The following is a 24948-nucleotide window of genomic DNA, read 5'->3' as shown; positions in this document are numbered from 1 at the left end:
GTTCCTCCTTTCACATCACCGGCGGCTGCGGCGGGTTTTGCAAATGGCGCAAAATCATGTCGTAATGGCGCTGATGCATCTGTCCAGCGCGCTCGATCGCCTGCACCACTTCAGGGTCTCGGCATTGTGAGGCGAAAAAGTGCGCTTTTTTCGCCGCGAGCAAGTTCCACGACATCATGTCGGAAAAATACATGGCGTCTTTTGTGGACACCATTTGCGGCGGCTCGGGCATCGCCGCCTGCGGGTTCATTTGTGGTTGCTGTTGCATCGTTGTTCGCTCCTTTCGTCGGTTGTTCGCTTGTAGATTGTGCAGAGAGTGGAAAATTATGCGCATATAAAAAATAAACCGTGGGGAAAAAACATATTCAATTGAATTGAAACATGGTACAATAAGAATGGTGAATGCGTTTCCATACAAGGAGGCTTGCAACAGTGGAGCAGTTGATGCGCGATTTTTTCCTGTTCTTATCGAAAAATAAAACATTGACGAAATGGGCGAAACGATACGGCCTCCGCTTCGGCGCTTCGCGGTTTGTCGCCGGCGAAACGATCGAGGAAGCGGTGCGCGTCATCCGCCAGCTGAACGAAAAAGGATTGGCGGTCACGGTCGACTATTTGGGTGAGTTTGTCGACAATGAGCAGGAAGCGAATGAGATGGCGCGCCATTGCTTGGAGGCGATTGAGGCGATCAGCCGGGAGAAATTGAACTCGCAGCTGTCGCTGAAAATGACATCGATGGGGCTTGATATTTCCGATGAGCTTGTCATGCGCAACATGCGCCGCATTTTGGATGCGGCAAAACAGCGCGGTGTGTTTGTGACGATCGATATGGAAGACTATTCGCGCTGCCAAAAGACGCTGGACATTTTTAAAACGTTGAAAAAAGAATACGACAACGTCGGCACGGTGCTGCAGGCGTATTTGTACCGGACGGAACAAGACATTGAAGACTTAAAGCCGTACCGCCCGAACTTGCGTCTCGTCAAAGGAGCGTACAAAGAACCGCCCGAAGTGGCGTTTCCGGATAAAAAAGATGTCGATGAGAACTTTAAGAAGATCATCAAAATGCATTTGCTAAACGGCAACTATACGGCGGTGGCGACGCATGACGACGCCATCATCGAATATACGAAGCAGCTCGTCAAAGAATACAACATTCCCAACAGCCAGTTTGAATTTCAAATGCTGTACGGCATCCGCCCGGAGCGCCAAGTGCAGCTGGCGCGCGAAGGATATACGATGCGCGTGTACGTTCCGTACGGCACGGACTGGTATGGCTATTTTATGCGCCGGCTCGCCGAACGGCCGGCCAACGTGGCGTTTGTTTTAAAAGGCATCCTCCGCAAGTAGGGGCGCAAAACAGAGGAAAACGCCGGCGGACGCCGAGCGTTCGGGCGCAGAAGGGGACAGGCATCCAGCGGCAACGGCCATCAAGCCTTTTTGGATTTCAGACAAACGCCGTTGCATGTCACGGGGCGTCGGGCGGTCATTTGAGGTAAACGCCGTTCAGATCGTGCGGCCTCTCTTTATTTGCAGCTATGACAGGCGGGAGCTGACGCCATGGGCGTCAGTCCCCTTGCATGTTGTGTTTTTTGTACTGCTGGTTTTGGCTTGTCCGCTTGCCGCCGCCGTCGGCTTCGACCGTCGGACCGGCGTTTCCTTTGACGCTTGCGGCGCTGACGCCGCGTTCAGATGGATTTTTTTTCAACCGGGCCATCGGTGGTTCACCTCCTGATCGTTAGTATGAGCAACATTTCGGAGTGCGATGTCGGGAAAAATATGCGCAAATATATTGCGAAAATTATCAACATACTATATATTTAGTTATAGAGAGCGGTTTCAACGATATTTTTTTCATCAAAAAATGAATGACCATTCATTCAATGGTGTGAGGGGGAACCGAAATGGCAAAACGCATTCGGCGCGCTGCGGTGCTTGGGTCCGGCGTCATGGGTTCGGGCATTGCCGCCCATTTGGCGAACGTCGGCATTCCGACGCTGCTGTTGGATATCGTGCCGCGGGAATTGACGAAAGAGGAAGAAGCAAAAGGTTGGACGCTCGAGCATAAACAAGTGCGCAACCGCCTCGCCAATCAGGCGCTGGAGCGGATGAAAAAGCAAAAACCGGCGCCGCTCATGTCCAAAGACAACATCGCTTTGATTGAAACGGGCAACTTCGAGGATGACTTCCACCGGCTCGCGGAAGTCGATTGGATCATTGAAGCGGTCGTTGAAAAGCTGGAAGTGAAAAAAGAAGTCTTCGCTCGCGTCGACGAGGTGCGGACGCCGGGGACGATCGTCAGCTCGAACACATCCGGCATCTCGATCGCCGCGATGGCGGAGGGGCGTTCGGATGATTTCAAAAAACACTTTTTAGGCACGCATTTCTTCAATCCGCCGCGCTATTTGAAGCTGCTTGAAATCATCCCGACGGAGCATACCGATCCGGATGTGGTCGCCTATATGAAAACGTTCGCCGAAGACGTGCTCGGCAAAGGCGTCGTCATGGCGAAAGATACGCCGAACTTCATCGCCAACCGGATCGGCACGTATGGCTTGCTCGTCACCGTCCGCGAGATGATGCAAGGGGGCTACAGCGTCGGCGAGGTTGATTCGGTGACGGGGCCGCTCATCGGCCGGCCGAAAAGCGCGACGTTCCGCACGCTTGACGTCGTCGGACTCGATACGTTCGTGCATGTCGCCAACAATGTGTATGAAAACGTCGAAGGGGAAGAAAAAGAGGCGTTCCGCGTGCCGGAGTTTATGAACACGATGCTTGAAAACGGCTGGCTCGGCAGCAAATCTGGACAAGGGTTTTTCCTCAAGCAAGGAAAAGACATTCTCGAGCTGAACTACGTCACGATGCAATACGAGCCGCGCAAAAAGCTTGTCACCCCGGCGGTGGAAATGGCGAAGCAGGCGAAAGGAACGGCCGCCAAGCTGCAAACGCTCGTGTATGCCGATGGCGACCGCGCGGGAACGCTCCTTTGGAACATCATCGCACCGACGTTGCTGTACACCGCCCGCCTTGTCGGGGAGATCGCTGACGACATCGTGGCGATCGATCAGGCGATGAAGTGGGGGTTCGGCTGGGAGCAAGGTCCGTTTGAACTGTGGGACGCGATCGGCCTCGAGAAGTCGGTGCGTAAAATGCAGTCAGAAGGGCGCGACATCCCGTCGTGGATCACGGACATGCTCGCCGACGGAGCCACATCGTTCTATAAAACGGAAAACGGCCGGCTGTTCTATTATGCGCCGGGCGGGTATAAAACAGTAGAAGAAAACGAAAAAGTCATCCACATCCGCCGGCTGAAAGAGGCGCGCGGCGTCATCAAGAAAAATGCCGGCGCCAGCCTTATTGACCTCGGCGACGACGTGGCGCTTCTGGAGTTCCATTCGCCGAACAACGCGATTGGCGCCGATATTGTCCAAATGATCAACGAGGCGCTTGAGGAAGTCAACCGCAACTACAAAGGGCTCGTCATCGGCAACCAAGGGAAAAACTTCTGCGTCGGCGCGAACTTGGCGATGATGCTCATGGAGGCGCAAGACGAAAACTTTTTTGAATTGGAACTTGCCGTTCGCCAGTTCCAGCAAGCGCTTCTCAAAATGAAATACAACCCGAAGCCGGTCGTCGTCGCGCCGTTTGCCATGACGTTAGGCGGCGGGGCGGAAGTGAGCTTGGCGGCTTCACGCATCCAAGCGGCGGCCGAGACGTACATCGGGCTCGTCGAAGTCGGCGTCGGCTTGATTCCGGGCGGCGGCGGCAACAAGGAGCTGTACATCAAACGGTTGAACAGCCTGCCGCGCGGCGTGGACGTCGACTACGTCAAAATCGCGGCCAGCGTATTTGAAACGATCGCCATGGCGAAAGTGTCGACGTCAGCGGCGGAAGCGCGCGAGCTTGGCTTCTTGAATCACCGCGACGGCATCACGATGAACGGCGACCATCTGCTGTATGAAGCGAAACAGGCGGTGCTCTCGATGTATGAGGAAGGGTACCGGCCTCCTGTAAGGAAGAAAGTGCCGGTGGCCGGCGAAAGCGGCTATGCCGCCATGCTGCTTGGGGCGCAGTCGATGTTCCATTCCGGCTACATCAGCGAGCACGATTTGAAAATCGCGAAAAAATTGGCGTATGTTCTAGCCGGCGGCAAAGTGCCGTACGGAACGGAAGTCGACGAGCAATATTTGCTCGATCTCGAGCGCGAGGCGTTTTTGAGCCTCATCGGCGAGCCGAAGACGCAAGCGCGCATGCAGCATATGCTTGTGAAAGGAAAACCGCTCCGCAACTAAAGCGGAGGAGATCAAGGGGGGATTGGCGTGAGAGAAGCGGTCATTGTCGCAGGTGCGCGCACACCGGTCGGCAAAGCGAAAAAAGGAACGCTCGCCCACGTGCGGCCGGATGATTTAGGGGCGCTCGTCGTCAAAGAAACGATCAAGCGCGCGGGGAACTATGAAGGAAACATTGACGACTTGATTATCGGGTGCGCCATGCCGGAGGCGGAGCAAGGATTGAACATCGCCCGCAACATCGGCGCGCTCGCCGGGCTGCCATATACCGTGCCGGCGATCACGATCAACCGGTATTGCTCGTCCGGTTTGCAGGCGATCGCCTATGCGGCGGAACGGGTGATGCTCGGCCATTCCGACACGGTCATCGCCGGCGGGGTCGAATCGATGAGCATGGTGCCGATGATGGGGCATGTCGTCCGCCCGAACGCCCGCTTGGCGGAAGAAGCGCCGGAATACTACATGTCGATGGGGCACACTGCCGAGCAAGTGGCGAAAAAATACGGCGTCAGCCGCGAGGACCAAGACGCATTCGCGGTGCGCAGCCACCAGCGCGCCGCCAAGGCGATTGCCGAAGGAAAATTCAATGAAGAAATCGTGCCGGTCGAGGTGACGGTGCGCAAAGTAGAAGGCAACAAACTCGTTGAGGAGAAAGTCGTCTTTACACAAGATGAAGGCGTGCGCCCGGACACGAATATGGAAACGCTCGCGAAACTCCGGCCGGCGTTTGCGGTAAACGGCACCGTCACCGCCGGCAACGCGTCGCAAATGAGCGACGGGGCGGCGGCGGTCATGGTGATGGACCGCGAAAAAGCGGAGTCGCTCGGCTTGAAGCCGCTCGGCAAGTTTCGTTCGTTCGCGGTTGCCGGCGTGCCGCCGGAAGTGATGGGGATCGGCCCGGTCGCTGCGGTGCCGAAAGCGTTGAAGCTGGCCGGCCTTGAGCTGTCCGACATCGGTTTGATCGAGCTGAACGAAGCGTTCGCCTCGCAATCGATCCAAGTCATCCGCGAACTTGGGTTGGATGAAGACATTGTCAACGTCAACGGCGGGGCGATTGCTCTAGGCCACCCGCTCGGCTGCACGGGCGCGAAGCTGACCTTGTCTTTGCTTTACGAAATGCGGCGCCGCAACGTGCAGTTCGGCATCGTCACGATGTGCATCGGCGGCGGCATGGGAGCGGCCGGCGTGTTTGAGCTGCTGTAGCGGCAGCTGACAGCGAGCGGGCTTCATCAGCTCGCGCGAGGCATGCATCCGCATTTGCCCGGCTGCATGGAACGTCTATTTCCCGGGCGGCGTTGCCGCCCGGATCATCAATCATCTTTCGGGGGAGGAAATCAACGATGGCCAAAACGATGGAAGAAGCGATCAAAGGCGGCAGCTTTTTGATTGAAGACATTCCGGCGGAGCGCGTGTTTACGCCGGAAGATTTCACCGACGAACATCATATGATTGCCAAAACGACGGAAGAGTATGTCAACAATGAAGTGCTCCCGCAGCTCGAGCATTTGGAAAACCACGAGTTTGACCGTTCCGTGAAATTGCTTCGCAAAGCGGGCGAGCTCGGCTTGTTAAGCGCTGACATTCCGGAAGAATACGGCGGTTTGGGCCTAGATAAAGTCAGTTCGGCCATCATTGCGGAAAAAATGGCGCCGGCCGGCGGTTTTGCCATTTCGCACGGGGCGCACGTCGGAATTGGCTCGCTGCCGATTGTGTTGTTTGGCACGGAAGAACAAAAACAAAAATATTTGCCGTATTTAGCGACCGGCGAAAAAATCGCCGCCTACGCCTTGACGGAGCCTGGCTCGGGTTCGGACGCCCTCGGCGCGAAAACGACGGCGAGATTAAACGCGGAAGGCACGCATTACATTTTAAACGGCGAAAAACAATGGATCACCAACTCCGGTTTTGCTGATGTGTTTGTCGTCTATGCAAAAGTCGACGGCGAACATTTCACCGCGTTCATCGTGGAACGCGACTTCCCGGGCGTTTCAACTGGTCCGGAAGAAAAGAAAATGGGGATTAAAAGCTCGTCGACAAGAACGCTCATTTTGCAAGATGTGCCGGTGCCGAAAGAAAACGTGCTCGGTGAAATCGGAAAAGGCCATGTCATCGCCTTCAACATTTTGAACATCGGCCGCTACAAGCTTGGGTTAGGGGCGGTCGGCGGCGCGAAGCGGGCGCTTGAAATCACGCTCAAATACGCCAATCAGCGCCAGCAATTCAAACGGCCGATTTCGCAGTTTACGTTGACGCAGGAAAAATTCGCGACGATGGCGTCGCGCCTGTATGCCGCCGAAAGCTCGGTTTACCGCACGGTCGGCTTGTTCGATGAACGGATGGGCCTGCTTGATGCGGAAAAGGCGAAAGATGGCAAAGAAGTGGCGAAATCGATCGCCGAATATGCGATCGAATGCTCATTGAACAAGTTTTTTGCCACGGAAGTGCTCGATTACATCGTGGATGAAGGCGTGCAAATCCACGGCGGGTACGGCTTTATGCAGGAATACGAAATTGAGCGCGCCTACCGCGATTCGCGCATCAACCGCATTTTCGAGGGGACGAACGAAATCAACCGCCTTCTCGTGCCGGGCATGTATTTGAAAAAGGCGTTAAAAGGCGAGCTGCCGCTCTTCCAAAAAGCGCAGCAGCTTCAGGAAGAACTGATGATGATGGCCGCCGAAGAGCCGGGGACGGGCGCGCTGGAACAAGAGAAATACTTGGTGCGCAACGCGAAAAAAATCGCCTTGATGGTCGCCGGTTTAGCGGCGCAAAAATACGGCCAGCGCATTGAAGAAGAGCAAGAAGTGCTCGTCAACATCGCCGACATCGTCTCGAACATTTATGCGATGGAATCAGCGCTTTTGCGCACGGAAAAAGCGATTCAGGCGAGCGGTGAGGAGAAAAACAAACAAAAATTGCTGTACACGCAAATTTTCTGCCAAGAGGCGTTCAATGAAATTGAAGCCCATGCGAAAGAAACGCTCGTCGCCGTCGAACAAGGAGACACGCTGCGGATGATGCTCGCCGCTCTCCGACGGCTGACGCGCCATACGCCGATCAACGTGATCGCGAAAAAACGCGAAGCGGCCGCCGCGCTCATTGAAGCCGAACGGTATATTGTGTGATAATGGGAAGTGCCAGGCGTTTGCCTGGTGCTTCTTATTTGTTTGCCACACAGCGGAAATGAAAGGGAGGAGTGAAGATGGCGCTCACGCTCTATTGGTATCCAAAATGCGGAACGTGCCGGAAGGCGAAAAAATGGTTGGATGAACACGGCATTGAGGTGCAAACGGTGCATTTGGTCGACGAGCCGCTGACGAAAGAGCAGCTCGCCCGTTTGCACCGTCAAAGCGGGCTGCCGCTCAAAAAATTTTTCAACACGAGCGGGATGAAATACCGCGAGCTTGGCTTGAAGGACAAGCTCGACCGCGCATCGGAAGACGAGATGCTCGATTGGCTCGCCTCGGACGGGATGTTGGTCAAACGGCCGATTTTGACGGACGGCGAGCGGGTCGTCGTGGGCTTTCGCGAACAAGAATACGAGGCGTTTTTCGCGGCGGGGACATAAAAAATTTTTTGCAAAATCGGGTGAATTCAGTGAGTTTTTGCGGAAAATCGGTTATGATGAAAAGGAATATACATTTTGTCGCAATGGAGGGATACGATGAACACGCCGAAAGAACTTCGCTATACAAAGGAGCATGAGTGGGTGCGCGTGGAAGGAGAGAACGTGCGCATCGGCATTACGGATTACGCCCAATCAGAGCTTGGCGACATCGTCTTTGTCGAGCTGCCGGAAGTCGGCGCAGAGGTTACGGCGAACGAGCCGTTCGGCAGCGTTGAATCGGTGAAAACGGTCTCGGAATTGTATGCGCCGATCAGCGGCACGGTCGTTGAAGTGAATGAGGCGTTAAATGACCATCCGGAGTACGTGAACGAATCGCCGTATGACAAAGCGTGGATGATCGTCGTCAAACCGAATGATTTGAGCGAAATCGACAATTTGTTGACGGCGGAACAATACGAGGCGATGATCAACGAAGGATAAACGTTCCTGCAATCTTCGCTTCGATTCGGGCACTCTATACATACCGGAATTTGATTGAAAAAAGGGGTGCTCGCGATGGCGCTGCAAACGACGCGCATAGATGTCACGGACCGGATCATCGGCAAACTGAACGGCCGCTCGCTGGAGTTGTACGAGGAAGGAGAGCTCATCGGGCGCCTTCCGCTTCCGGCGGCCGTCCCGTTGAAAAAGGGGTATACCGAACAAAACGGAAGAATTTACAAACAGGTGACCGCTACCGTTGAGCCGGACCAAAAATATGTCGATTGCGACGGGGAAGCGGGCTGGTGTTGAAAGGCAACGGTGGATGGCCGTTGCTTTTCATTTTCAACATTTGGCCGGCGCAAGACATACAATAATAGTATCCTCATTTGAAGTTAGGTGGGTCGGACATGCGACGCGTGGAAAAAGTGATCATCGTCGAAGGGCGATCAGACAAGCAAAAAGTGGCGGCGGTGCTGAACGAACCAGTCGTCATCGTCTGCACAAACGGCACGATCAGTGATGCGCGCCTTGAGGAGCTGGCCGATGAGCTGGAAGGATGCGATGTATACGTCTTGGCCGATGCCGATGAGGCGGGAGAAAAATTGCGCCGGCAGTTTCGCCGCATGTTTCCAGAGGCGGAGCATCTTTACATTGACCGGGCGTATCGCGAAGTGGCGGCCGCTCCGCCTTGGCACTTGGCGCAAGTGCTGTTGCGCGCTCGTTTCGACGTCCGCATCGAATCGCTCATGAGGGGAAGAGGCGAGTGAAAGCGATCGACCGAAACGATGTCATGCGAGTGGTGGAAGTCGAGCCGCTTCTGGCCCTTTACTTGTATACCCCGCTGTGCGGCACGTGCCAGCTGGCGCGGCGGATGCTCACGGTGGTGGAGCAGTTGTTTCCGGCGCTGCCGTTTTACGAAACGGACATCAACTATATCCCTGAGCAGGCCGTTGCGTGGAAAATTGAAAGCGTTCCTTGCCTGCTTCTTTTTAGGGACGGAACGGTCGCAGGCAAGTGGTATGCCTTTCATTCCGTTCCGTATTTGTACGAAGTGATTCAAGCCTGCTTGCCGTCCCGATGATTCGCCTTTTTTTGACGCTGTTTGACACATTTCTTGGGAAATGACAAAAACGGCGCTCGTTCGTCAACGGGTTGTCGAGATTTTTGTAAAGGATTTCTCCTCTTCAGGTGGAAGTGAAAAAAATAAAAATGGGGGAGGGGATATCCATGGAAATGCGTGAATTAGTTGGGCAGTTCGTGGAACGGATGCAAGTGTTGCGCCATTTGGTGCCGATTTTGCCGGATGAGCAGCTGTATGTTCGGTTTGAAAGCGATGACGAAACCGCCTTGCTGTTGATCGGCAAGGAATCAGCCGCTAGAGGGATGGAAAACGATGAACGGAAAACATTGACGGTGCGCGGTTCCAAAGAGGCGCTCGCGTCCCTGCTGAACGGCGAACTGAAGCTGCAGCAGCTCGTCCGGTTGCGTGAAGTGCACGTGTCAGGAAGCTTCCGCCAGCTTTTGCTTCTTGAATCGCTCCTCCATTTGGCCAAGCCTTATCGGGACGTCGGATAAAAAAGATGTTGACACGCTTCGACAGACAATGATACAATCACATTCGTAGTCAATTGAATAGGCGATTGTTGCGCTCTTATCAAGAGAGGTGGAGGGATGTGCCCAATGAAGCCCGGCAACCGTCAGCGCATGTGCTGAAATGGTGCCAATTCACACAAAGCGGCCTGCTTTGAGAGATAAGAGACGGAATGGTGCACAATACCTTTCTGTTCTCTGCGGGCAGAAAGGTTTTCTTTTTGCGCTCTGCCGCTTGGGGAGGAAGGTGAAACGATGATTACACTCGAACAAGTGACGAAAATCTATCAAGCGGCCAACGGTTCGGTCACGGCAGTCGACAATGTGTCGCTTGAGATTCGCGAAGGAGAAATTTTCGGCATTATCGGCTACAGCGGCGCTGGGAAAAGCACGCTCATCCGCTTGCTCAATGGGCTCGAGAAGCCGACGAGCGGCCGGGTGGTCGTCGCCGGGCGCGATATGACGCGCGTGAAAGGGCGGGAGCTGCGCAAGGCGCGCCAAGAAATCGGGATGATTTTCCAGCATTTCAACTTGCTTTGGTCTCGCACAGTCAGGGAAAACATTGCCTTTCCGCTTGAAATTGCCGGCGTCCCGAAAGAGGAGCGGAACAAGCGGGTGGATGAATTGATCGAGCTTGTCGGCCTTTCCGGGCGCGAGGATGCCTACCCGTCGCAGCTGAGCGGCGGGCAAAAGCAGCGGGTCGGCATCGCCCGGGCGCTCGCCAACAACCCGAAAGTCTTGCTGTGCGACGAGGCGACATCGGCGTTGGACCCCCAGACGACCGATGCGATTTTGGACTTGCTCGTTGACATCAACAAGCGTCTCGGGCTGACGATTGTGCTGATCACCCATGAAATGCACGTCATCCGCAAAATTTGCGACCGCGTTGCGGTGATGGAAAGCGGCCGAATCGTCGAGCAAGGCGAAGTGCTGCATGTGTTCCGCAACCCGCAGCAACCGATTACGAAACGGTTCGTCAAGCAGCTGATCGAGCCCGAGGAGACGGAAGAGGCGATTTCTCATTTGTTTGGCCAATACCCGAGCGGGCTGATCGCGCAGCTGACGTTCGTCGGCGCGGCAGCCGGAAAGCCGCTCATCACCGAAGTGGTGCGTCAGTTTGCCGTCGATGTCAACATTTTGCAAGGGAAAATTTCGCAAACCCATCAAGGCGCCTATGGGGTGCTGTTCGTGCACCTCGACGGGGCGAGGGATGAAATCGACCGGGCGCTTGACTATATTCAACGCCAGCAGGTGGCGGTGGAGGTGATTCACGATGCTCGCTAACCTCCTGCCGAACGTGCAATGGGAGACGATGTGGGCGGCGACGGTCGAGACGCTGTATATGACGGGAGTGGCGGTGGCGGCCACTTTCGTCCTCGGAATCGTTCTTGGCTTGCTTCTATTTTTGACAGCGAAGGGCAACCTATGGGAAAACCGGTTTGTCAATACAGTGATTGCTGCGTTTGTGAACATTTTCCGCTCTATTCCGTTTATTATTTTGATCATTTTGCTCATTCCGTTTACAACATGGCTCGTCGGGACGATGCTTGGCGCCAATGCGGCGCTGCCGGCTTTGGTCATTGGGGCCGCGCCGTTTTACGCCCGCATGGTCGAAATCGCTCTTCGCGAAATTGATAAAGGCGTCATCGAAGCAGCCCAAGCGATGGGCGCCTCAACGTGGACGATCATTTGGAAAGTGCTGCTGCCGGAGTCTTTGCCGGCGCTTGTCTCCGGTATTACGGTGACGGCGGTGTCGCTCGTCAGCTATACAGCGATGGCTGGAGCCATCGGCGCCGGCGGGCTTGGGAACTTGGCGTATTTGGAAGGGTTCCAGCGCAACCATAACGATGTGACATTTGTCGCAACCGTATTGGTGTTGGTCATTGTATTTATCATTCAGCTGATCGGTGACTTTGTCACTTCGAAAATCGATAAACGATAAAGGGGGAAACAACTGATGAAGAAATGGTTGGGTGTGTTGCTCGCCGCCATTCTCGTGCTCGCTTTGGCGGCATGCGGCGGCAACAATAACGACAGCGCGGAAGGCGGCAAAGACGGCAAATTGGTGAAGTTGAAAGTCGGTGCGTCGAACGTGCCGCATGCGGAAATTTTGGAAAAAGCGAAACCGATTTTGAAGAAAAAAGGCATCGACTTGGAGATCATTACGTTCCAAGATTACATCTTGCCGAACAAAGCGCTGGCTGAGAAGCAAATCGACGCAAACTATTTCCAACACATTCCGTATTTGGAATCGCAAAAGAAAGAGTACGGCTATGATTTCGTCAACGCCGGCGGCATTCATATCGAGCCGATCGGCTTATACTCGAAAAAATACAAAAGCATTGAAGAACTGCCGGACGGCGCGACGATCATCATGAGCAACTCGGTCGCCGACCATGGCCGCATTTTATCGATGTTGCAAGAAAAAGGGCTCATCAAATTGAAACCGGGCGTCGATAAAACGAAAGCGACAGTCAATGACATCATCGAAAATCCAAAGCATTTAAAATTTAAGGCCGATGTCGACGCCGGGCTTCTGCCGCAAATTTACAAAAACGGCGAAGGCGATGCGGTGCTGATCAACGCCAACTATGCGCTTGACGCCGGTTTGGACCCGGCGAAAGACCCGATCGCCGTTGAGTCGCCGAAAAACAATCCGTATGTGAACATTATTGCGGTGCGCAAAGGCGATGAAAACCGGAAAGAAATCAAAACGCTTGTCGAAGTGCTGCAATCGAAAGAAATCCAAGATTTCATTAAAGAAAAATACCACGGCGCCGTCATTCCAGCGGCGGAAAACAATCAATAACGGGAGCGTTTCGCTTCCGTTTCTTTTTTGTCCCCAAAAAGCCGCTCCCCTTAAACGAAAAGAAAGCAGCAAAGGTTAAAACGATTCTGAATCCGAGGGCGCCGCGGCCGACCTGTTTCTCCGCTCTTCATCGGCCGTTCAAACGCGCCAGTACGGCGGCGAGCATAACGATGATGACGCAGTTTTGCAGGACGATCACAGCCGTTAAGCTGAAGGCGCCGTCTCCCTGTTCACCGAGGGTGTTGCCGATGATGATCCACGTCAAAAACGAAGCGAAAGCGGCTGTTAAGGCAAAGACAACCCAACGAATCAATCGCATTTCCCCCTTTTGTATTGATGATGGAAGTTGAACAGAACAGGCGGTTTTCATCATGACGTTCCATCTATGATCGCGAAACGGTGGTGTTTCCACACGCTTTCAATACCATTCGTTGTTTAATTTCGTTTTCCTTCATGCATACTAACAGCAGACACGAGCAAAGGAGGAAAACGGAGATGAACAACGGAACATATGCATCGGTCGAATCCGCGCTTCGCCACTACAAGGAAGGGCTTGGGGCGTTTACCCAAAAACTTCCGAACGTAGCGGAACGGTTTAACGCATTTACGGAAGCTTGTTTTGCCGAGGGAGCGCTGTCGAAAAAAGAAAAACAATTGATCGCCCTTGGCATCAGCTTGGCGACGCAAGATGAGTATTGCACGATTTACCATGCGAAAGGCTGCCTTGATGAAGGAGCGTCCGAACAAGAAATTTTGGAAGCGTGCGCGGTGGCGGCCGCGTTTGGCGGCGGGGCGGCGGTGAGCCAGGCGGTGACGCTCGTGCAAGAATGCCTCCGCGAGCTGCGGGCGGCTCACTAGACTCCGGAAAAAACGGGGTCTTTTTTTTGCAAAAACTCGTACAAGCTTGAGGTTTTCGTGTAAAATAGTAAAAGGCGCTGTTTTTTCACACGGTCATAGTGAAAACAGAGCGGGAAAGTTGCAGGTAGTTTTCATTTGTTATAAAATTATAATGAGAATAAAATGAGAATGAACGATCGCTAGAAGACAAGCGAGCGAACTGACTCTCAATCGGGAATTGGAGGTATGCTGCATGGCGGTATTGACGATTCGCAATCTCCACGTCGCCGTGGAGGGAAAAGAAATTTTAAAAGGAGTGGACTTGGAAGTCAAAGGCGGGGAAATCCACGCCATCATGGGTCCGAACGGAACGGGGAAGTCGACGCTGGCATCGGCCATTATGGGCCATCCAAAATATGAAGTGACAGAAGGATCGGTGACGCTCGACGGCCAGGATGTCCTTGAGATGGAAGTCGACGAACGGGCGCGCGCCGGCCTGTTTTTGGCGATGCAATACCCAAGCGAAATCAGTGGAGTGACGAACGCCGACTTTTTGCGCGCTGCGATCAATGCCCGGCTTGGCGAGGGCAACGAAATTTCGCTCATGAAATTCATCCGCAAGCTCGATGAAAAAATGGCGTTTCTCGAAATGAACCCGGATATGGCGCACCGTTACTTGAACGAAGGATTCTCGGGCGGGGAGAAAAAGCGAAATGAAATTTTGCAGCTGATGATGCTTGAACCGAAAATCGCCATTTTGGACGAGATCGACTCCGGATTGGACATTGACGCGCTGAAAATTGTCGCCAAAGGCGTCAACGAAATGCGCAGCAGCGAATTCGGCTGTTTGATCATCACTCACTACCAACGGTTATTGAACTACATCACGCCGGATTACGTGCACGTCATGATGCAAGGGCGCATCGTCAAATCCGGCGGTCCGGAACTGGCGCAGCGGCTTGAGGCGGAAGGGTACGACTGGATCAAAAAAGAGCTTGGCATTGAAGACGAAACGGTCGGACAAGAAGCGTAAGCGTTAGGAGGAGGATTATGGCGACAGAAACGAAAATCCCATTCGATGAAACATACATCCGCACGTTCTCAAGCGGGCGCGGCGAGCCGGACTGGCTGACGGCGCGGCGCCTTGAGGCGCTTCGGCTGGCGGAGCGGCTGCCGCTTCCGAAACCGGAGAAGACGAAAATCGACAAATGGAATTTCACCGAGTTCGCCCGCCACACGGTCGACAGCGCGCCGTATGATGGTCTTGACGATTTGCCGGAAGCGGTCAAGGCGCTCATCGAGGCGGGCGAAGGAACGAAAAACTTGTACGTGCAGCGCAACCATACGCCGGCGTACGTGTCGCTGTCCGATGAATTAAAAGAAAAAGGCGTCATTTTCACCGACATCTTCACAGCAGCGCGCGAGCATGGCGACTTGCTGAAAAACTATTTGATGACGGCGGTCAAGCCGGATGAGCACCGCCTTGCCGCGCTCCATGCGGCGCTGCTCAACGGCGGCGTGTTTGTCTATGTCCCGAAAAACGTGGGGATTGAAACGCCGCTTCAGGCGGTCTATATTCAAGACGAAGATGACATCGCCTTGTTTAACCACGTGATCATTGTCGCGGAAGACAACAGCCGCGTCGTGTTTGTCGAAAACTATATATCGGCAAGCCGAGAAGGAAAAGCGGTCGTCAATGTGGCCGCCGAGGTGTTTGCCCAAGCGAACGCAAGCGTCTTTTTCGCCGCCGTCGACCATTTGGCCAAAGGCACAACGACGTATGTCAATCGGCGCGGCATCGCCGGGCGCGACGGACGGATCGAATGGGCGCTCGGGCTGATGAATGACGGCAACACGGTCTCCGAGAACATCACCCGCCTTGTCGGCGACGGCTCGTTCGGCGATACGAAAACAGTCGCGGTCAGCCGCGGCGAGCAAGTGCAAAACTTTACGACCAGCGTCGTCCATTACGGCAGGCATACGGAAGGTTACATTTTAAAACATGGCGTCGTCCGCGACAGCGCGACCTCGATTTTCAACGGCATCGGCAAAATTGAGCACGGCGCGTCGAAGTCAAACGCCGACCAGGAGTCGCGCGTCTTGATGTTGAGCGAAAAAGCGCGCGGCGATGCGAACCCGATTTTGCTCATTGATGAAGACGACGTCATGGCCGGCCACGCGGCATCGGTGGGACGCGTCGATCCGATCCAATTGTATTACTTAATGAGCCGCGGCATTCCGAGACGCGATGCGGAACGGCTCATCATCCACGGCTTTTTGGCGCCGGTTGTCGAGGCGATTCCGCTTGAAGGCGTGAAAAACCAATTAATTGAAGTGATTGAAAGGAAAGTTCAATCATGAATGTGAACGAAATTCGCGCGTTGTTTCCGATTTTGCATCAGCAAGTGAACGGCCATCCGCTCGTCTATTTTGACAGCGCGGCGACGTCGCAAAAGCCGCTGCCGGTGATTGAGACGCTTGACCGCTACTACCGCGAGTACAACTCGAACGTCCACCGCGGCGTCCATACGCTCGGGACGAAGGCGACCGATGCGTACGAAGGCGCGCGCGAAAAAGTGCGGCGGTTTTTAAACGCCCAATCGGCGCAGGAAATCATCTTTACGCGCGGCACGACCGCTGCGCTCAACTTGGTCGCTGCAAGCTACGGGCGCGCCAATGTCAAAGAAGGCGACGAGATCGTCATCACGTACATGGAGCATCACAGCAACTTAATCCCATGGCAGCAGCTGGCGAAACAAACGGGCGCAACGCTGAAATACATTCCGCTGCAGGAAGACGGCACGATCGATTTGCGCGACGTTGAGGCGGCCATCACCAAAGCGGCGAAGATCGTCGCCATCGCCCATGTGTCCAACGTTCTTGGGACGATCAACCCGGTGCGGGAGATCGCCCGCATCGCCCATGAGCGCGGGGCGGTCGTCGTCGTCGATGCGGCGCAAAGCGCTCCGCATATGAAGGTCGATGTTCAGGAACTTGATTGCGATTTTCTCGCCCTTTCCGGCCATAAAATGTGCGGGCCGACGGGAATCGGCGTATTATATGGCAAAAAGAAATGGCTTGCGCAGATGGAGCCAATCGAGTTCGGCGGTGAAATGATCGATTTTGTCGAGCTGTACGACTCGACGTGGAAAGAGCTGCCGTGGAAGTTTGAAGGCGGCACGCCGATTATCGCCGGGGCGATTGGCCTTGGTGCAGCGATCGATTTCCTTGAACAAGTAGGCTTGGACGCCATCGCCGCCCATGAGCATGAGCTGGCGCAATATGCGCTTGAACGAATGGCGGACATCGAAGGCGTCACCGTCTATGGCCCGAAAGAGCGGGCGGGGCTTGTCACGTTCAACATCGACGGGGTGCATCCGCACGATGTGGCGACTGTCCTTGACGCCGAAGGAATCGCCATCCGCGCCGGCCACCATTGCGCCCAGCCGCTCATGAAATGGCTCGGCGTGACGGCGACCGCCCGGGCGAGCTTTTACCTTTACAATACCAAAGAGGAAATCGATGCATTCATCGCCGCATTACAGAAAGCGAAGGAGTACTTCAGCCATGTCTTCTAACCATCCGTTGGATCAGCTTTACCGCCAAGTCATTATGGATCATTATAAAAACCCGCGAAACCGCGGGGTGCTTGAAGGAACGAACGTCGATGTCAACATGAACAACCCGACGTGCGGCGACCGCATCCACTTGACGATGAAAGTCGAAGACGGAAAAGTCGTCGACGTCAAATTTGAAGGCGAAGGCTGTTCGATTTCAATGTCGTCGGCGTCGATGATGACGCAGGCGATCAAAGGAAAAACGGTGGAGGAAGCGCTTCGGCTCGCCCACATTTTTTCCGACATGATCCAAGGGAAAGAGTACGACGATTCGGTCGATCTTGGCGACATCGAGGCGCTCCAAGGCGTTTCCAAATTTCCCGCCCGCATTAAATGCGCGACGTTGGCGTGGAAAGCGCTCGAAAAAGGGCTGCACAATCATGAACATGAAGGAAGGTGAACCGAGATGGCGAAAAAAGCCCCGGAAATTGGTGAATACAAGTACGGCTTCGTCGATAAAGACGTCTCCGTCTTCCGCGCCCAGCGCGGCCTGACGCGTGAAGTCGTCGAAGAAATTTCGCGGATGAAAAACGAGCCGCAATGGATGCTCGAGTTCCGCTTAAAAGCGCTCGACATCTTCTACAGCAAACCGATGCCGCAATGGGGCGGCGACTTGTCAAGCCTCGATTTCGATGAAATTACGTACTACGTCAAACCGACGGAAAAATCGGGCCGTTCGTGGGATGAGGTGCCGGCGGAGATCAAAGCGACGTTCGATAAATTAGGGATTCCAGAGGCGGAACAAAAATATTTGGCCGGCGTCTCGGCGCAATACGAATCGGAAGTCGTCTACCACAACATGAAAGAAGACCTCGAAAAACTCGGTGTCATCTTTAAAGACACCGACTCGGCGCTGAAGGAAAACGAAGACTTGTTCCGCGAGTATTTCGCCAAAGTCGTGCCGCCGACGGACAACAAATTTGCGGCGCTCAACTCGGCCGTCTGGTCGGGCGGTTCGTTCATCTACGTCCCGAAAGGCGTCAAAGTCGATACGCCGCTTCAGGCGTACTTCCGCATCAACTCGGAAAACATGGGGCAGTTTGAACGGACGCTCATCATCGTGGACGAAGGGGCGCACGTCCATTACGTCGAAGGCTGTACAGCGCCGATTTACACGACGAACTCGCTTCATAGCGCGGTTGTGGAAATCATCGTCAAAAAAGGCGCCTACTGCCGCTACACGACGATCCAAAACTGGGCGAACAACGTCTTCAACTTGGTGACGAAGCGCGCCGTCTGCGAAGAAAACGCGACGATGGAATGGATCGACGGCAACATCGGCTCGAAGCTGACGATGAAATACCCGGCCGTCATCTTAAAAGGCGAAGGGGCGCACGGCTTGACGCTGTCGATCGCCATCGCCGGCAAAGGGCAGCATCAAGACGCCGGGGCGAAAATGATCCATTTGGCCCCGAATACGTCATCGACGATCGTCTCGAAGTCGATCTCCAAACAAGGCGGCAAGGTGACGTATCGCGGCATGGTCCATTTCGGCCGCAAAGCGTCCGGCTCGCGCTCGAACATCGAATGCGATACGCTCATTCTCGACAATCAGTCGACATCCGATACCATTCCGTACAACGAAATTTTAAACGACAACGTGTCGCTCGAACACGAAGCGAAAGTGTCGAAAGTGTCGGAAGAGCAGCTGTTCTACTTGATGAGCCGCGGCATTTCCGAGCAGGAAGCGACGGAAATGATCGTCATGGGCTTCATCGAGCCGTTTACAAGGGAGCTGCCGATGGAATACGCGGTCGAGATGAACCGCTTGATCAAATTCGAGATGGAAGGAAGCATTGGGTAAGCTTGATGAATCAAGGGTGGAGCGCTCCAGCGTGGGCGCTTGACCCACAAAACGCCCACATGATCAACGCAGGACAAAACAAGGGAGCGGCCGCCGTCCCTTATTCTTTCCGGTGATCTCCGGAAGCGTCAAGGCCGCTCCGCAGGCCATTTCCTCCCTCATGGGAGCATGTTTTTAGGGGAGCGCTCTTTTTGGGCGCTCCCCTGTCTTTCATTTCACATGCCAGGCGGCTCTGTTCAGCCGCGCCCGGTCTTCCTGTTTAGCTCTGGACTTTTTCAAGCGCCAATTTGATGCCGAACCCGATCATCACCGTGCCCGTGATGCCTTCGATCCATTTCTTCGTTTTCGGCCGCTTCATGAAATCGCTGATATAATGGATGAAGGAAATGTAAAACAAAAACCATATCGCGGTCATCGCCGTATAAGCCGCCCCCATCAGGAGAAACGGAACAAAGGAGTGCGAGCCCGGTGCTACGAATTGCGGCAAAAAGGTTAAGAAAAAGGCCGCCACTTTCGGATTTAAGAAATCGGTCAGAAACCCTTGCTTGAAGCAGGCGGTATGTTCTCCTCCTCCTCTGATGTCCGTTTCCACACTGGGGGCTTCGCCTTTTTTCATGACCCCATATAATGCCTTAACGCCTAAATACGTTAAGTACACAGCACCCACATACTTCAGGATCGAAAACAGCAAGGCCGATTGCATAATGACGGCGGAAAGCCCGAGCGACGCCGCGGCGGTGTGGAGAAACAAGGCGCAGCAAACCCCTAGTGCGGTTTTCAAGCCGCCGATCTTCCCTGCGGAAATGGTGTTTTTGGTCACCACCGCTGTGTCGGGGCCGGGCAGCACAATCAAAAATATCGATAAGAGAAGAAACGGGTACAGATGGATCATTGGACAGCCCTCCCATTGTCAGAATGTTTCGATGGGTATCATTGTATCGCAATCGTTCCTCGATTGTAAATTATGGACGTTATGAATCTATGAACTGACATTGCCCTTGATGGTGCGGCGGTCATTTTTATTTCGCGCCGCCCGCGCTTATGGTATAGTGAAGATAGCTGGAAATCGAACGAATTGGTGATCGTGATGATTTACATCGGACTGACTGGTTGGGGGGATCATGACAGCCTCTATCCGCCAGGTCTTGCGGCGAAAGACAAGTTGCTGGAATACGCGGCCCATTTTCCGACGGTCGAGGTCGATTCGTACTTTTACGCCATTCAGCCGCGTTCGAACGTGGAAAAGTGGATTCGCGAGACGCCGCCGTCGTTTCAGTTTATCGTGAAGGCATACCAAGGAATGACCGGGCATGAGCGCGGCCCGATTCCGTATGAAAGCAAGGAAGCGATGTTTGCCGCGTTTCTGGAATCGATCGCGCCGTTTCAGGAAGCGGGGAAATTGGCGATGGTGCTGTTTCAGTTTCCGCCGTGGTTTGACTGTCGGCGCGAGCATGTGGCGTACTTGCGCTGGACAAAAGCGCGGATGGGGGAGGTGCCGGCGGCGCTCGAATTTCGGCACCAATCATGGTTTTCGCCGCGCTTTTATGAAAAAACGCTTCACTTTATGGAAGAGGAAGGGTGGATTCACACAATTTGCGACGAGCCGCAGGCGGGGGAAGGGTCGGTGCCGACCGTTTTGCATCCGACCGACCGGGAAAAGACGCTCATCCGCCTGCACGGACGGAATGTCCACGGCTGGAACAAGGCGACGGCCGGCGAGAACTGGAGGGCGGTCCGCTATTTATACCGGTACAATGAGCGCGAGCTGCGCGAGTGGGTGCGCCATATAGAGGCATTAAAACAAAAAACGAAACAGATTTACGTGCTGTTTAACAACAACTCCGGCGGCGATGCCGCCGACAACGCCAAACAATTGATCGATTTGCTTGGCATTGAGTACACGGGCCTGGCGCCGCGGCAGCTTGGTTTGTTTTGAAGCGGGGAAGAGGGGGATGGAGGATGGCGTATGCGTTGCTTGTCTTGATCGGCTTTATCGCGGGGACGGTCGGCAGTTTGGCCGGCCTTGGCGGCGGGGTGATCATCGTGCCGTCGCTTCTGTTTTTCGGCGCGCTCGGCTGGCTGTCGGCGGTGACGCCGCAAGTGGCGGTCGGCACGTCGCTTGTCGTCATTATTTTCAATGGCTTATCGTCCACATTGTCGTATATGAAAGACAAAATGGTCGACTATCAAAGCGGCTTGCTCTTTTGCCTTGGCAGCGTTCCCGGGGCGGTCATCGGCGCTTGGGTGAACAATACGCTGAGCGCCGCTCATTTTTCATTGTATTTTGGGCTGTTTTTAATCGCCATGTCGCTCTTTTTGTCGCTGAGTCAAAAGAAAACGAAGCGTTCGGCTGACGAGACGGCGGCGGCGACGGAGAATGAACGGGAGTCATCCCGATCCGAGACGAAAGCGGAAACCCGCTTGAAACGGGCATCGTGGTGGGCGCGGAAAGTCATGCGCACGTACACGGAGCGGAACGGGGAGACGTTCGTGTACGGCTATTATCCGCTCGCCGCGATCGCCATCGCGTTTGTGGTCGGCTTTTTCGGCGGGTTGTTTGGCATTGGCGGCGGCTCGCTCATGGTGCCGGCGATGATCGTGCTGTTTCGCTTTCCGCCCCATGTGGCGGTCGCCACGTCGATGTTGATGATTTTTTTATCCTCGCTCGTCGGTTCTCTCACCCATGTCGCGATGGGAAATGTGCAATGGTCGTTTGCCCTTGCCCTCATTCCCGGCGTATGGATCGGCGCGAAAACCGGGGCGTGGATCAATAAGCGGATGCCAAGCCGGACGCTTGTCGTCGTGCTTCGGATGGTGCTCGTTTTGCTTGGCCTTCGGCTTGTGATCGAAAGTTTTTCGTAACCAAGGAGGCTTGCGCATTGAAGCAAACCGTCTATATTTATCATACGAACGACGTGCACAGCCATTTTGAACATTGGCCGCAAATCGCCCGCTTTTTGTCAGAACGGAGAAGGGAGCATCGCGCGCGCAACGAGGCGATGCTTTTGTTTGATGTGGGCGATTTTCTCGACCGCGTGCACCCGATTACCGAGGCGACGCGTGGAAAAGCGAATGTGGACTTATTGAACGATCTTCACTATGATGCGGTGACGATCGGCAACAACGAAGGGATCACCCTTGATCATGATGAACTGGATACGTTGTACGAACAGGCTCGGTTTCCGGTCGTTGTCGCCAATTTGTTTCGCCGCGATGGCGTGCGGCCGCATTGGGCGTTGCCGTATGTCGTCATCCCGGCGACGGAGACGTTTCGCATTGGGGTGGTTGGCGCCACCGCTCCGTTTTCTCACTTTTACGAGCTGCTCGGCTGGAAGATCGTTCCGCCGTTTGACATGTTGGCAGCGGCGGTGGAGGAAGTGAGGCAAAAGGCCGATTGCGTCGTTGTGCTGTCTCATCTTGGGGTGAATGAGGATGAAAAAATCGCTGCGACGATCCCAGGCGTGGACATTATTTTAGGCGCTCACACCCACCATGTGTTTCCAGAAGGAAAAACATTGAATCAAACACTGCTTTGCGCGGCGGGGAAATACGGAAAATATGTTGGGGTGGTCAAGCTGGAGATTGACCAAAACCGGCTGTCCAGGGCATCCGCGACGGTCGTGGATGTCGAACCATTGCCCCGCTCCGAGGCGGTCGAGCGCCATCTTGTTTGTCTTGAGCAGGAAAGTTTGGCGCGGCTTGAAGCGGAACAAGTCGCCGTGCTCCATGATGACTTGCCGCTTGACTGGTTCGCCCCGTCGCCGCTTGGGAATTTGCTTGCTTCCGCTTTGCGTGAGTGGTGCCAAGCGGACATTGGCATGGTTAACGCCGGCGTGCTGCTTGCGCCGCTTGCGAAAGGGCCGGTGACGAAAAAAGATTTGCATCGCATTTGCCCGCATCCGCTCAACCCGTGCAAGGTGAAGCTGCGCGGCGCGGAGCTCAAAGAGATTATCCTTGAGGCCAACACGGAACGGATGAAGCATTGGCAGTTTAAAGGGTTTGGCTTCCGCGGCGAAGTGATGGGGGAAATGGTGTACGACGGCGTGGACATCGAGGCCGGGCTCGAGGAGGACGGTCAATGGCATATCCGCCGCATTATGATCAACGGCGAGCCGCTCGATCCCGAGCGCACGTATGAGGTGGCGACGACCGATATGTTTGCGATCGGCCACTTTTATCCGCAAATTCAGCGGGCGGCGGAAAAAACGTATTACATGCCGGAGTTTTTGCGCGATCTTCTCGCTTGGAAATTGGCCCAATAGGCAGGCACTTCTTTTTCCATGCTTCATACATTGGAGTATGGAAAGGAGAGTGACTGCGGCGATGGTCGAAGTGAAGCCGATCATCATTGACGGACATCCGTTTATTGCTGTGTCCGTCCAGCTGCCGAAAACGAATTTGTTGGCGGTGGCGGGTGAAAAAGGGTACATTATGTGCGGAGCGCTCGATGTGGCGCTGTTGAATGAGAAATTGCGTGATCGCGGCATTATCGCCGGGCGGGCGGTCGGGGTGCGTACGATTGAACAGCTGCTCGAGGCGCCGCTCGAATCGGTGACAGTCGCCGCTTTGGAGCTCGGCATTGAAGAGGGAATGAAAGGAAGAGAGGCGCTGTTGAAAATGCGGTGAAAAAATCCCTCCTTGCAAGCATACATATAGCTTGTAAAGGAGGGATTTTCATTTTGTTGCGCCCCCGATTCGTGCGGAAGGGGCCGCTCCCGTTCCGCTATGTGTTTTTATTGACGTTCGTTTTTTTTATGTTCTCGACGGCGGTAAGCCTTTGGATTGTCAATAAAGGCATTAAGCCGGTGCTCATGGAGATTGCGGAAACGGAAACGAAGCGGATTGCCAACTTGGTGATCAATAACGCCATTGAGCAGCAGTTTCAAAAAGACAACCCTGAATTTCGGCAGCTGGTCACGGTTCAAAAGGACGAAAGCGGCAAAATTGTGTCGGTCGATTTTGACACCGCGGTGATCAATCGCATCTTATCGGAGACGGATGATCATGTGATGGAAAGCTTAAAGGCGGCGACAGAAGGACGGCTTGAACGGATGGTCCTTCCCGAAGTCGAGTCCGGAACTGGAAACAGCCGCGGCATCATTTATTACATTCCGCTTGGAAAAATCACGGATAATGCCCTCTTGGCCAACCTCGGCCCGCGCATTCCGGTGCAGTTTCAGATCGTTGGCAATGTCGACTCGGAAGTGACGAAAGAAATTCGAGCGTATGATATTAACAGTTTTTTTATTGAAATTGATATTCATGTATCGGTCGACATCCAAGTCGTCATTCCTTTTGCATCGAAAATTTCCAATGTGACAACAGATATTCCAGTTGTGATGCGCTTTATTCCGGGAGAAGTGCCGCAATTTTACAACAAAAACGGCGGTCAAGTCGGCCCGTCCATCCAGCTTCCGAAGCGGTAGTGGGAAAGGCTGTCAATGCGCGCCTCTAAAAGGCCGGCGACTGTCATCTTCCTAAATCGATCGTTCTCGTTCGACTGTCGAAGGCAAGCCAAGGCGTGACGGAGGATCGAACAACCGCCTGCTTCACAGACCCATATATGAGTCTTTAAGCGGCGTTGTTCGGTCGCCCGACAGTCGATCAAATACTCGGGTAAAAGCTGCAAATGGCAAAGCTTCAAATTGCATCTATATAGTTCCGTTAGGTTGACGGGTGCCCGCGTCAGCCGTTGGGAATGGTTTTGACAGAAACATGGAAATGTTATGCAAAAAAAGTGTTCTTCCCGGCGAAGGGGCTTTGGCTGTTTCTCTGGCGTTTGTCAAGAGGAAACAGCTTTTTTTGTTTTTCAAATAGAAAACAACTAGACGAGTTGGTTCGAATTTTGTAATATTATATTAAATTGAAAATAGTTTTATTATTTACATAGCAGTTTGAGAGGGGGAATGAACGGCCGGCATCGGAAGGCATGCATCAGTTTGCGGCGCCAT

At 54.1% G+C, this 24948-nt stretch carries 28 protein-coding genes and 1 riboswitch; of the genes, 24 read left to right on the top strand and 4 right to left on the bottom strand.

Features of this window, described 5'->3' with window-relative positions; translation table 11 throughout:
* Positions 1-10: 10 nt before the first annotated feature.
* Positions 11-268, bottom strand: a complete 258-nt coding sequence (locus tag GT3570_RS14695; protein WP_011232481.1) for a hypothetical protein — start codon at positions 266-268, stop codon at positions 11-13.
* Between the two features lie 164 nt (positions 269-432).
* Between GT3570_RS14695 and GT3570_RS14690 the strand changes: the two genes are divergently transcribed.
* Positions 433-1350, top strand: coding sequence for a proline dehydrogenase family protein (locus GT3570_RS14690; RefSeq protein ID WP_011232480.1), 918 nt, complete (start codon positions 433-435; stop codon positions 1348-1350).
* A gap of 217 nt (positions 1351-1567) precedes the next feature.
* On the opposite strand, the gene GT3570_RS18175 is transcribed toward GT3570_RS14690, so the two are convergent.
* Positions 1568-1717, bottom strand: coding sequence for a YuzL family protein (locus GT3570_RS18175; protein WP_011232479.1), 150 nt, complete (start codon positions 1715-1717; stop codon positions 1568-1570).
* A 187-nt stretch (positions 1718-1904) separates the two neighbouring features.
* Between GT3570_RS18175 and GT3570_RS14685 the strand changes: the two genes are divergently transcribed.
* The 12 genes from GT3570_RS14685 to GT3570_RS14630 all read left to right on the top strand — a co-directional run bounded on the left by GT3570_RS14685 (position 1905) and on the right by GT3570_RS14630 (position 12739).
* Entirely contained in the window at positions 1905-4292 is a 2388-nt protein-coding gene (locus GT3570_RS14685) for a 3-hydroxyacyl-CoA dehydrogenase/enoyl-CoA hydratase family protein (RefSeq protein WP_062898910.1), read from the top strand.
* 27 nt (positions 4293-4319) lie between these two features.
* Positions 4320-5492, top strand: a complete 1173-nt coding sequence (locus tag GT3570_RS14680) for an acetyl-CoA C-acetyltransferase (protein WP_011232477.1) — start codon at positions 4320-4322, stop codon at positions 5490-5492.
* 137 nt (positions 5493-5629) lie between these two features.
* A complete protein-coding gene (locus tag GT3570_RS14675) occupies positions 5630-7414 on the top strand; it encodes an acyl-CoA dehydrogenase family protein (RefSeq protein ID WP_011232476.1) in 1785 nt (594 codons plus the stop codon).
* Between the two features lie 77 nt (positions 7415-7491).
* Positions 7492-7857 (top strand): arsenate reductase family protein, encoded by a 366-nt coding sequence (locus GT3570_RS14670; RefSeq protein ID WP_011232475.1) that lies wholly within the window; start codon positions 7492-7494, stop codon positions 7855-7857.
* A gap of 96 nt (positions 7858-7953) precedes the next feature.
* The gene (gene gcvH / locus GT3570_RS14665; RefSeq protein ID WP_011232474.1) at positions 7954-8337 is read left to right on the top strand and encodes a glycine cleavage system protein GcvH; all 384 of its coding nucleotides are present in this window, start codon (positions 7954-7956) and stop codon (positions 8335-8337) included.
* 75 nt (positions 8338-8412) lie between these two features.
* On the top strand, positions 8413-8649 hold the full coding sequence (locus GT3570_RS14660) for a YusG family protein (RefSeq protein WP_011232473.1): 237 nt from the start codon (positions 8413-8415) through the stop codon (positions 8647-8649).
* Positions 8650-8747: 98 nt separating this feature from the next.
* On the top strand, positions 8748-9107 hold the full coding sequence (locus GT3570_RS14655) for a toprim domain-containing protein (RefSeq protein WP_011232472.1): 360 nt from the start codon (positions 8748-8750) through the stop codon (positions 9105-9107).
* Positions 9104-9421: a thioredoxin family protein gene (locus GT3570_RS14650; RefSeq protein WP_011232471.1), complete on the top strand. Its 318-nt coding sequence runs from the start codon at positions 9104-9106 to the stop codon at positions 9419-9421. Before GT3570_RS14655 ends, GT3570_RS14650 begins: the two co-directional genes overlap by 4 nt.
* Before the next feature lie 146 nt (positions 9422-9567).
* Entirely contained in the window at positions 9568-9915 is a 348-nt protein-coding gene (locus tag GT3570_RS14645) for a hypothetical protein (RefSeq protein WP_025039296.1), read from the top strand.
* A gap of 73 nt (positions 9916-9988) precedes the next feature.
* Positions 9989-10098, top strand: a riboswitch (SAM riboswitch).
* Positions 10099-10185: 87 nt separating this feature from the next.
* The gene (locus tag GT3570_RS14640) at positions 10186-11214 is read left to right on the top strand and encodes a methionine ABC transporter ATP-binding protein (RefSeq protein ID WP_011232469.1); all 1029 of its coding nucleotides are present in this window, start codon (positions 10186-10188) and stop codon (positions 11212-11214) included.
* Positions 11204-11872 (top strand): methionine ABC transporter permease, encoded by a 669-nt coding sequence (locus tag GT3570_RS14635; RefSeq protein WP_011232468.1) that lies wholly within the window; start codon positions 11204-11206, stop codon positions 11870-11872. Before GT3570_RS14640 ends, GT3570_RS14635 begins: the two co-directional genes overlap by 11 nt.
* A 15-nt stretch (positions 11873-11887) precedes the next feature.
* Complete coding sequence (locus GT3570_RS14630) at positions 11888-12739, top strand: MetQ/NlpA family ABC transporter substrate-binding protein (protein ID WP_014196684.1); 852 nt, start codon at positions 11888-11890, stop codon at positions 12737-12739.
* 127 nt (positions 12740-12866) lie between these two features.
* Here the strand turns inward: GT3570_RS14630 and GT3570_RS14625 are convergent, their stop codons facing one another.
* Complete coding sequence (locus GT3570_RS14625; protein WP_014196683.1) at positions 12867-13058, bottom strand: hypothetical protein; 192 nt, start codon at positions 13056-13058, stop codon at positions 12867-12869.
* 176 nt (positions 13059-13234) lie between these two features.
* On the opposite strand from GT3570_RS14625, the gene GT3570_RS14620 reads away from it, so the two are divergent.
* The 6 genes from GT3570_RS14620 (at position 13235) to sufB (ending at position 18997) form a co-directional block, all read left to right on the top strand.
* Positions 13235-13597: a carboxymuconolactone decarboxylase family protein gene (locus tag GT3570_RS14620; protein WP_062898909.1), complete on the top strand. Its 363-nt coding sequence runs from the start codon at positions 13235-13237 to the stop codon at positions 13595-13597.
* Positions 13598-13829: 232 nt separating this feature from the next.
* Positions 13830-14609, top strand: a complete 780-nt coding sequence (gene sufC / locus GT3570_RS14615) for a Fe-S cluster assembly ATPase SufC (protein WP_011232465.1) — start codon at positions 13830-13832, stop codon at positions 14607-14609.
* Between the two features lie 17 nt (positions 14610-14626).
* Positions 14627-15937 carry a Fe-S cluster assembly protein SufD gene (gene sufD, locus GT3570_RS14610; protein ID WP_062898908.1) on the top strand — a complete coding sequence of 437 codons (1311 nt, stop codon included), beginning with the start codon at positions 14627-14629 and terminating at the stop codon, positions 15935-15937.
* Positions 15934-17154, top strand: a complete 1221-nt coding sequence (locus GT3570_RS14605) for a cysteine desulfurase (protein ID WP_062898907.1) — start codon at positions 15934-15936, stop codon at positions 17152-17154. Before sufD ends, GT3570_RS14605 begins: the two co-directional genes overlap by 4 nt.
* Positions 17144-17593: a Fe-S cluster assembly sulfur transfer protein SufU gene (gene sufU, locus GT3570_RS14600; RefSeq protein WP_011232462.1), complete on the top strand. Its 450-nt coding sequence runs from the start codon at positions 17144-17146 to the stop codon at positions 17591-17593. Before GT3570_RS14605 ends, sufU begins: the two co-directional genes overlap by 11 nt.
* Before the next feature lie 6 nt (positions 17594-17599).
* Positions 17600-18997 carry a Fe-S cluster assembly protein SufB gene (gene sufB / locus GT3570_RS14595; RefSeq protein WP_062898906.1) on the top strand — a complete coding sequence of 466 codons (1398 nt, stop codon included), beginning with the start codon at positions 17600-17602 and terminating at the stop codon, positions 18995-18997.
* 259 nt (positions 18998-19256) lie between these two features.
* Here sufB and GT3570_RS14590 read toward each other — a convergent pair whose 3' ends face one another.
* Positions 19257-19889 (bottom strand): LysE family translocator, encoded by a 633-nt coding sequence (locus GT3570_RS14590; RefSeq protein ID WP_011232456.1) that lies wholly within the window; start codon positions 19887-19889, stop codon positions 19257-19259.
* A gap of 195 nt (positions 19890-20084) precedes the next feature.
* Here GT3570_RS14590 and GT3570_RS14585 point away from each other — a divergent pair, with 195 nt between their 5' ends.
* The 5 genes from GT3570_RS14585 to yunB all read left to right on the top strand — a co-directional run bounded on the left by GT3570_RS14585 (position 20085) and on the right by yunB (position 24423).
* Complete coding sequence (locus GT3570_RS14585) at positions 20085-20933, top strand: DUF72 domain-containing protein (protein WP_062899116.1); 849 nt, start codon at positions 20085-20087, stop codon at positions 20931-20933.
* A gap of 23 nt (positions 20934-20956) precedes the next feature.
* Positions 20957-21859 carry a sulfite exporter TauE/SafE family protein gene (locus tag GT3570_RS14580; protein WP_014196670.1) on the top strand — a complete coding sequence of 301 codons (903 nt, stop codon included), beginning with the start codon at positions 20957-20959 and terminating at the stop codon, positions 21857-21859.
* 17 nt (positions 21860-21876) lie between these two features.
* The gene (locus GT3570_RS14575; RefSeq protein ID WP_011232453.1) at positions 21877-23259 is read left to right on the top strand and encodes a bifunctional metallophosphatase/5'-nucleotidase; all 1383 of its coding nucleotides are present in this window, start codon (positions 21877-21879) and stop codon (positions 23257-23259) included.
* A 61-nt stretch (positions 23260-23320) separates the two neighbouring features.
* Positions 23321-23623 (top strand): YunC family protein, encoded by a 303-nt coding sequence (locus GT3570_RS14570; RefSeq protein WP_011232452.1) that lies wholly within the window; start codon positions 23321-23323, stop codon positions 23621-23623.
* A 53-nt stretch (positions 23624-23676) separates the two neighbouring features.
* Complete coding sequence (gene yunB, locus GT3570_RS14565; RefSeq protein WP_011232451.1) at positions 23677-24423, top strand: sporulation protein YunB; 747 nt, start codon at positions 23677-23679, stop codon at positions 24421-24423.
* Positions 24424-24948: the final 525 nt, after the last annotated feature.

The sequence above is a fragment of the Geobacillus thermoleovorans genome (assembly GCF_001610955.1).
Lineage (GTDB): Bacteria > Bacillota > Bacilli > Bacillales > Anoxybacillaceae > Geobacillus > Geobacillus thermoleovorans.
This window is presented reverse-complemented; position numbering and strand designations above follow the sequence as displayed.

Excerpts from the sequence above, each read along its gene's own strand:
- GT3570_RS14695 (WP_011232481.1), bottom strand. The coding sequence starts at position 268 with ATGCAACAGCAACCACAAATGAACCCGCAGGCGGCGATGCCCGAGCCG.
- GT3570_RS18175 (WP_011232479.1), bottom strand. The coding sequence starts at position 1,717 with ATGGCCCGGTTGAAAAAAAATCCATCTGAACGCGGCGTCAGCGCCGCA.
- GT3570_RS14685 (WP_062898910.1), top strand. The coding sequence starts at position 1,905 with ATGGCAAAACGCATTCGGCGCGCTGCGGTGCTTGGGTCCGGCGTCATG.
- GT3570_RS14675 (WP_011232476.1), top strand. The coding sequence starts at position 5,630 with ATGGCCAAAACGATGGAAGAAGCGATCAAAGGCGGCAGCTTTTTGATT.
- GT3570_RS14670 (WP_011232475.1), top strand. The coding sequence starts at position 7,492 with ATGGCGCTCACGCTCTATTGGTATCCAAAATGCGGAACGTGCCGGAAG.
- gcvH (WP_011232474.1), top strand. The coding sequence starts at position 7,954 with ATGAACACGCCGAAAGAACTTCGCTATACAAAGGAGCATGAGTGGGTG.
- GT3570_RS14660 (WP_011232473.1), top strand. The coding sequence starts at position 8,413 with ATGGCGCTGCAAACGACGCGCATAGATGTCACGGACCGGATCATCGGC.
- GT3570_RS14655 (WP_011232472.1), top strand. The coding sequence starts at position 8,748 with ATGCGACGCGTGGAAAAAGTGATCATCGTCGAAGGGCGATCAGACAAG.
- GT3570_RS14645 (WP_025039296.1), top strand. The coding sequence starts at position 9,568 with ATGGAAATGCGTGAATTAGTTGGGCAGTTCGTGGAACGGATGCAAGTG.
- GT3570_RS14640 (WP_011232469.1), top strand. The coding sequence starts at position 10,186 with ATGATTACACTCGAACAAGTGACGAAAATCTATCAAGCGGCCAACGGT.
- GT3570_RS14635 (WP_011232468.1), top strand. The coding sequence starts at position 11,204 with ATGCTCGCTAACCTCCTGCCGAACGTGCAATGGGAGACGATGTGGGCG.
- GT3570_RS14630 (WP_014196684.1), top strand. The coding sequence starts at position 11,888 with ATGAAGAAATGGTTGGGTGTGTTGCTCGCCGCCATTCTCGTGCTCGCT.
- GT3570_RS14625 (WP_014196683.1), bottom strand. The coding sequence starts at position 13,058 with ATGCGATTGATTCGTTGGGTTGTCTTTGCCTTAACAGCCGCTTTCGCT.
- GT3570_RS14620 (WP_062898909.1), top strand. The coding sequence starts at position 13,235 with ATGAACAACGGAACATATGCATCGGTCGAATCCGCGCTTCGCCACTAC.
- sufC (WP_011232465.1), top strand. The coding sequence starts at position 13,830 with ATGGCGGTATTGACGATTCGCAATCTCCACGTCGCCGTGGAGGGAAAA.
- sufD (WP_062898908.1), top strand. The coding sequence starts at position 14,627 with ATGGCGACAGAAACGAAAATCCCATTCGATGAAACATACATCCGCACG.
- GT3570_RS14605 (WP_062898907.1), top strand. The coding sequence starts at position 15,934 with ATGAATGTGAACGAAATTCGCGCGTTGTTTCCGATTTTGCATCAGCAA.
- sufU (WP_011232462.1), top strand. The coding sequence starts at position 17,144 with ATGTCTTCTAACCATCCGTTGGATCAGCTTTACCGCCAAGTCATTATG.
- sufB (WP_062898906.1), top strand. The coding sequence starts at position 17,600 with ATGGCGAAAAAAGCCCCGGAAATTGGTGAATACAAGTACGGCTTCGTC.
- GT3570_RS14590 (WP_011232456.1), bottom strand. The coding sequence starts at position 19,889 with ATGATCCATCTGTACCCGTTTCTTCTCTTATCGATATTTTTGATTGTG.
- GT3570_RS14585 (WP_062899116.1), top strand. The coding sequence starts at position 20,085 with ATGATTTACATCGGACTGACTGGTTGGGGGGATCATGACAGCCTCTAT.
- GT3570_RS14580 (WP_014196670.1), top strand. The coding sequence starts at position 20,957 with ATGGCGTATGCGTTGCTTGTCTTGATCGGCTTTATCGCGGGGACGGTC.
- GT3570_RS14570 (WP_011232452.1), top strand. The coding sequence starts at position 23,321 with ATGGTCGAAGTGAAGCCGATCATCATTGACGGACATCCGTTTATTGCT.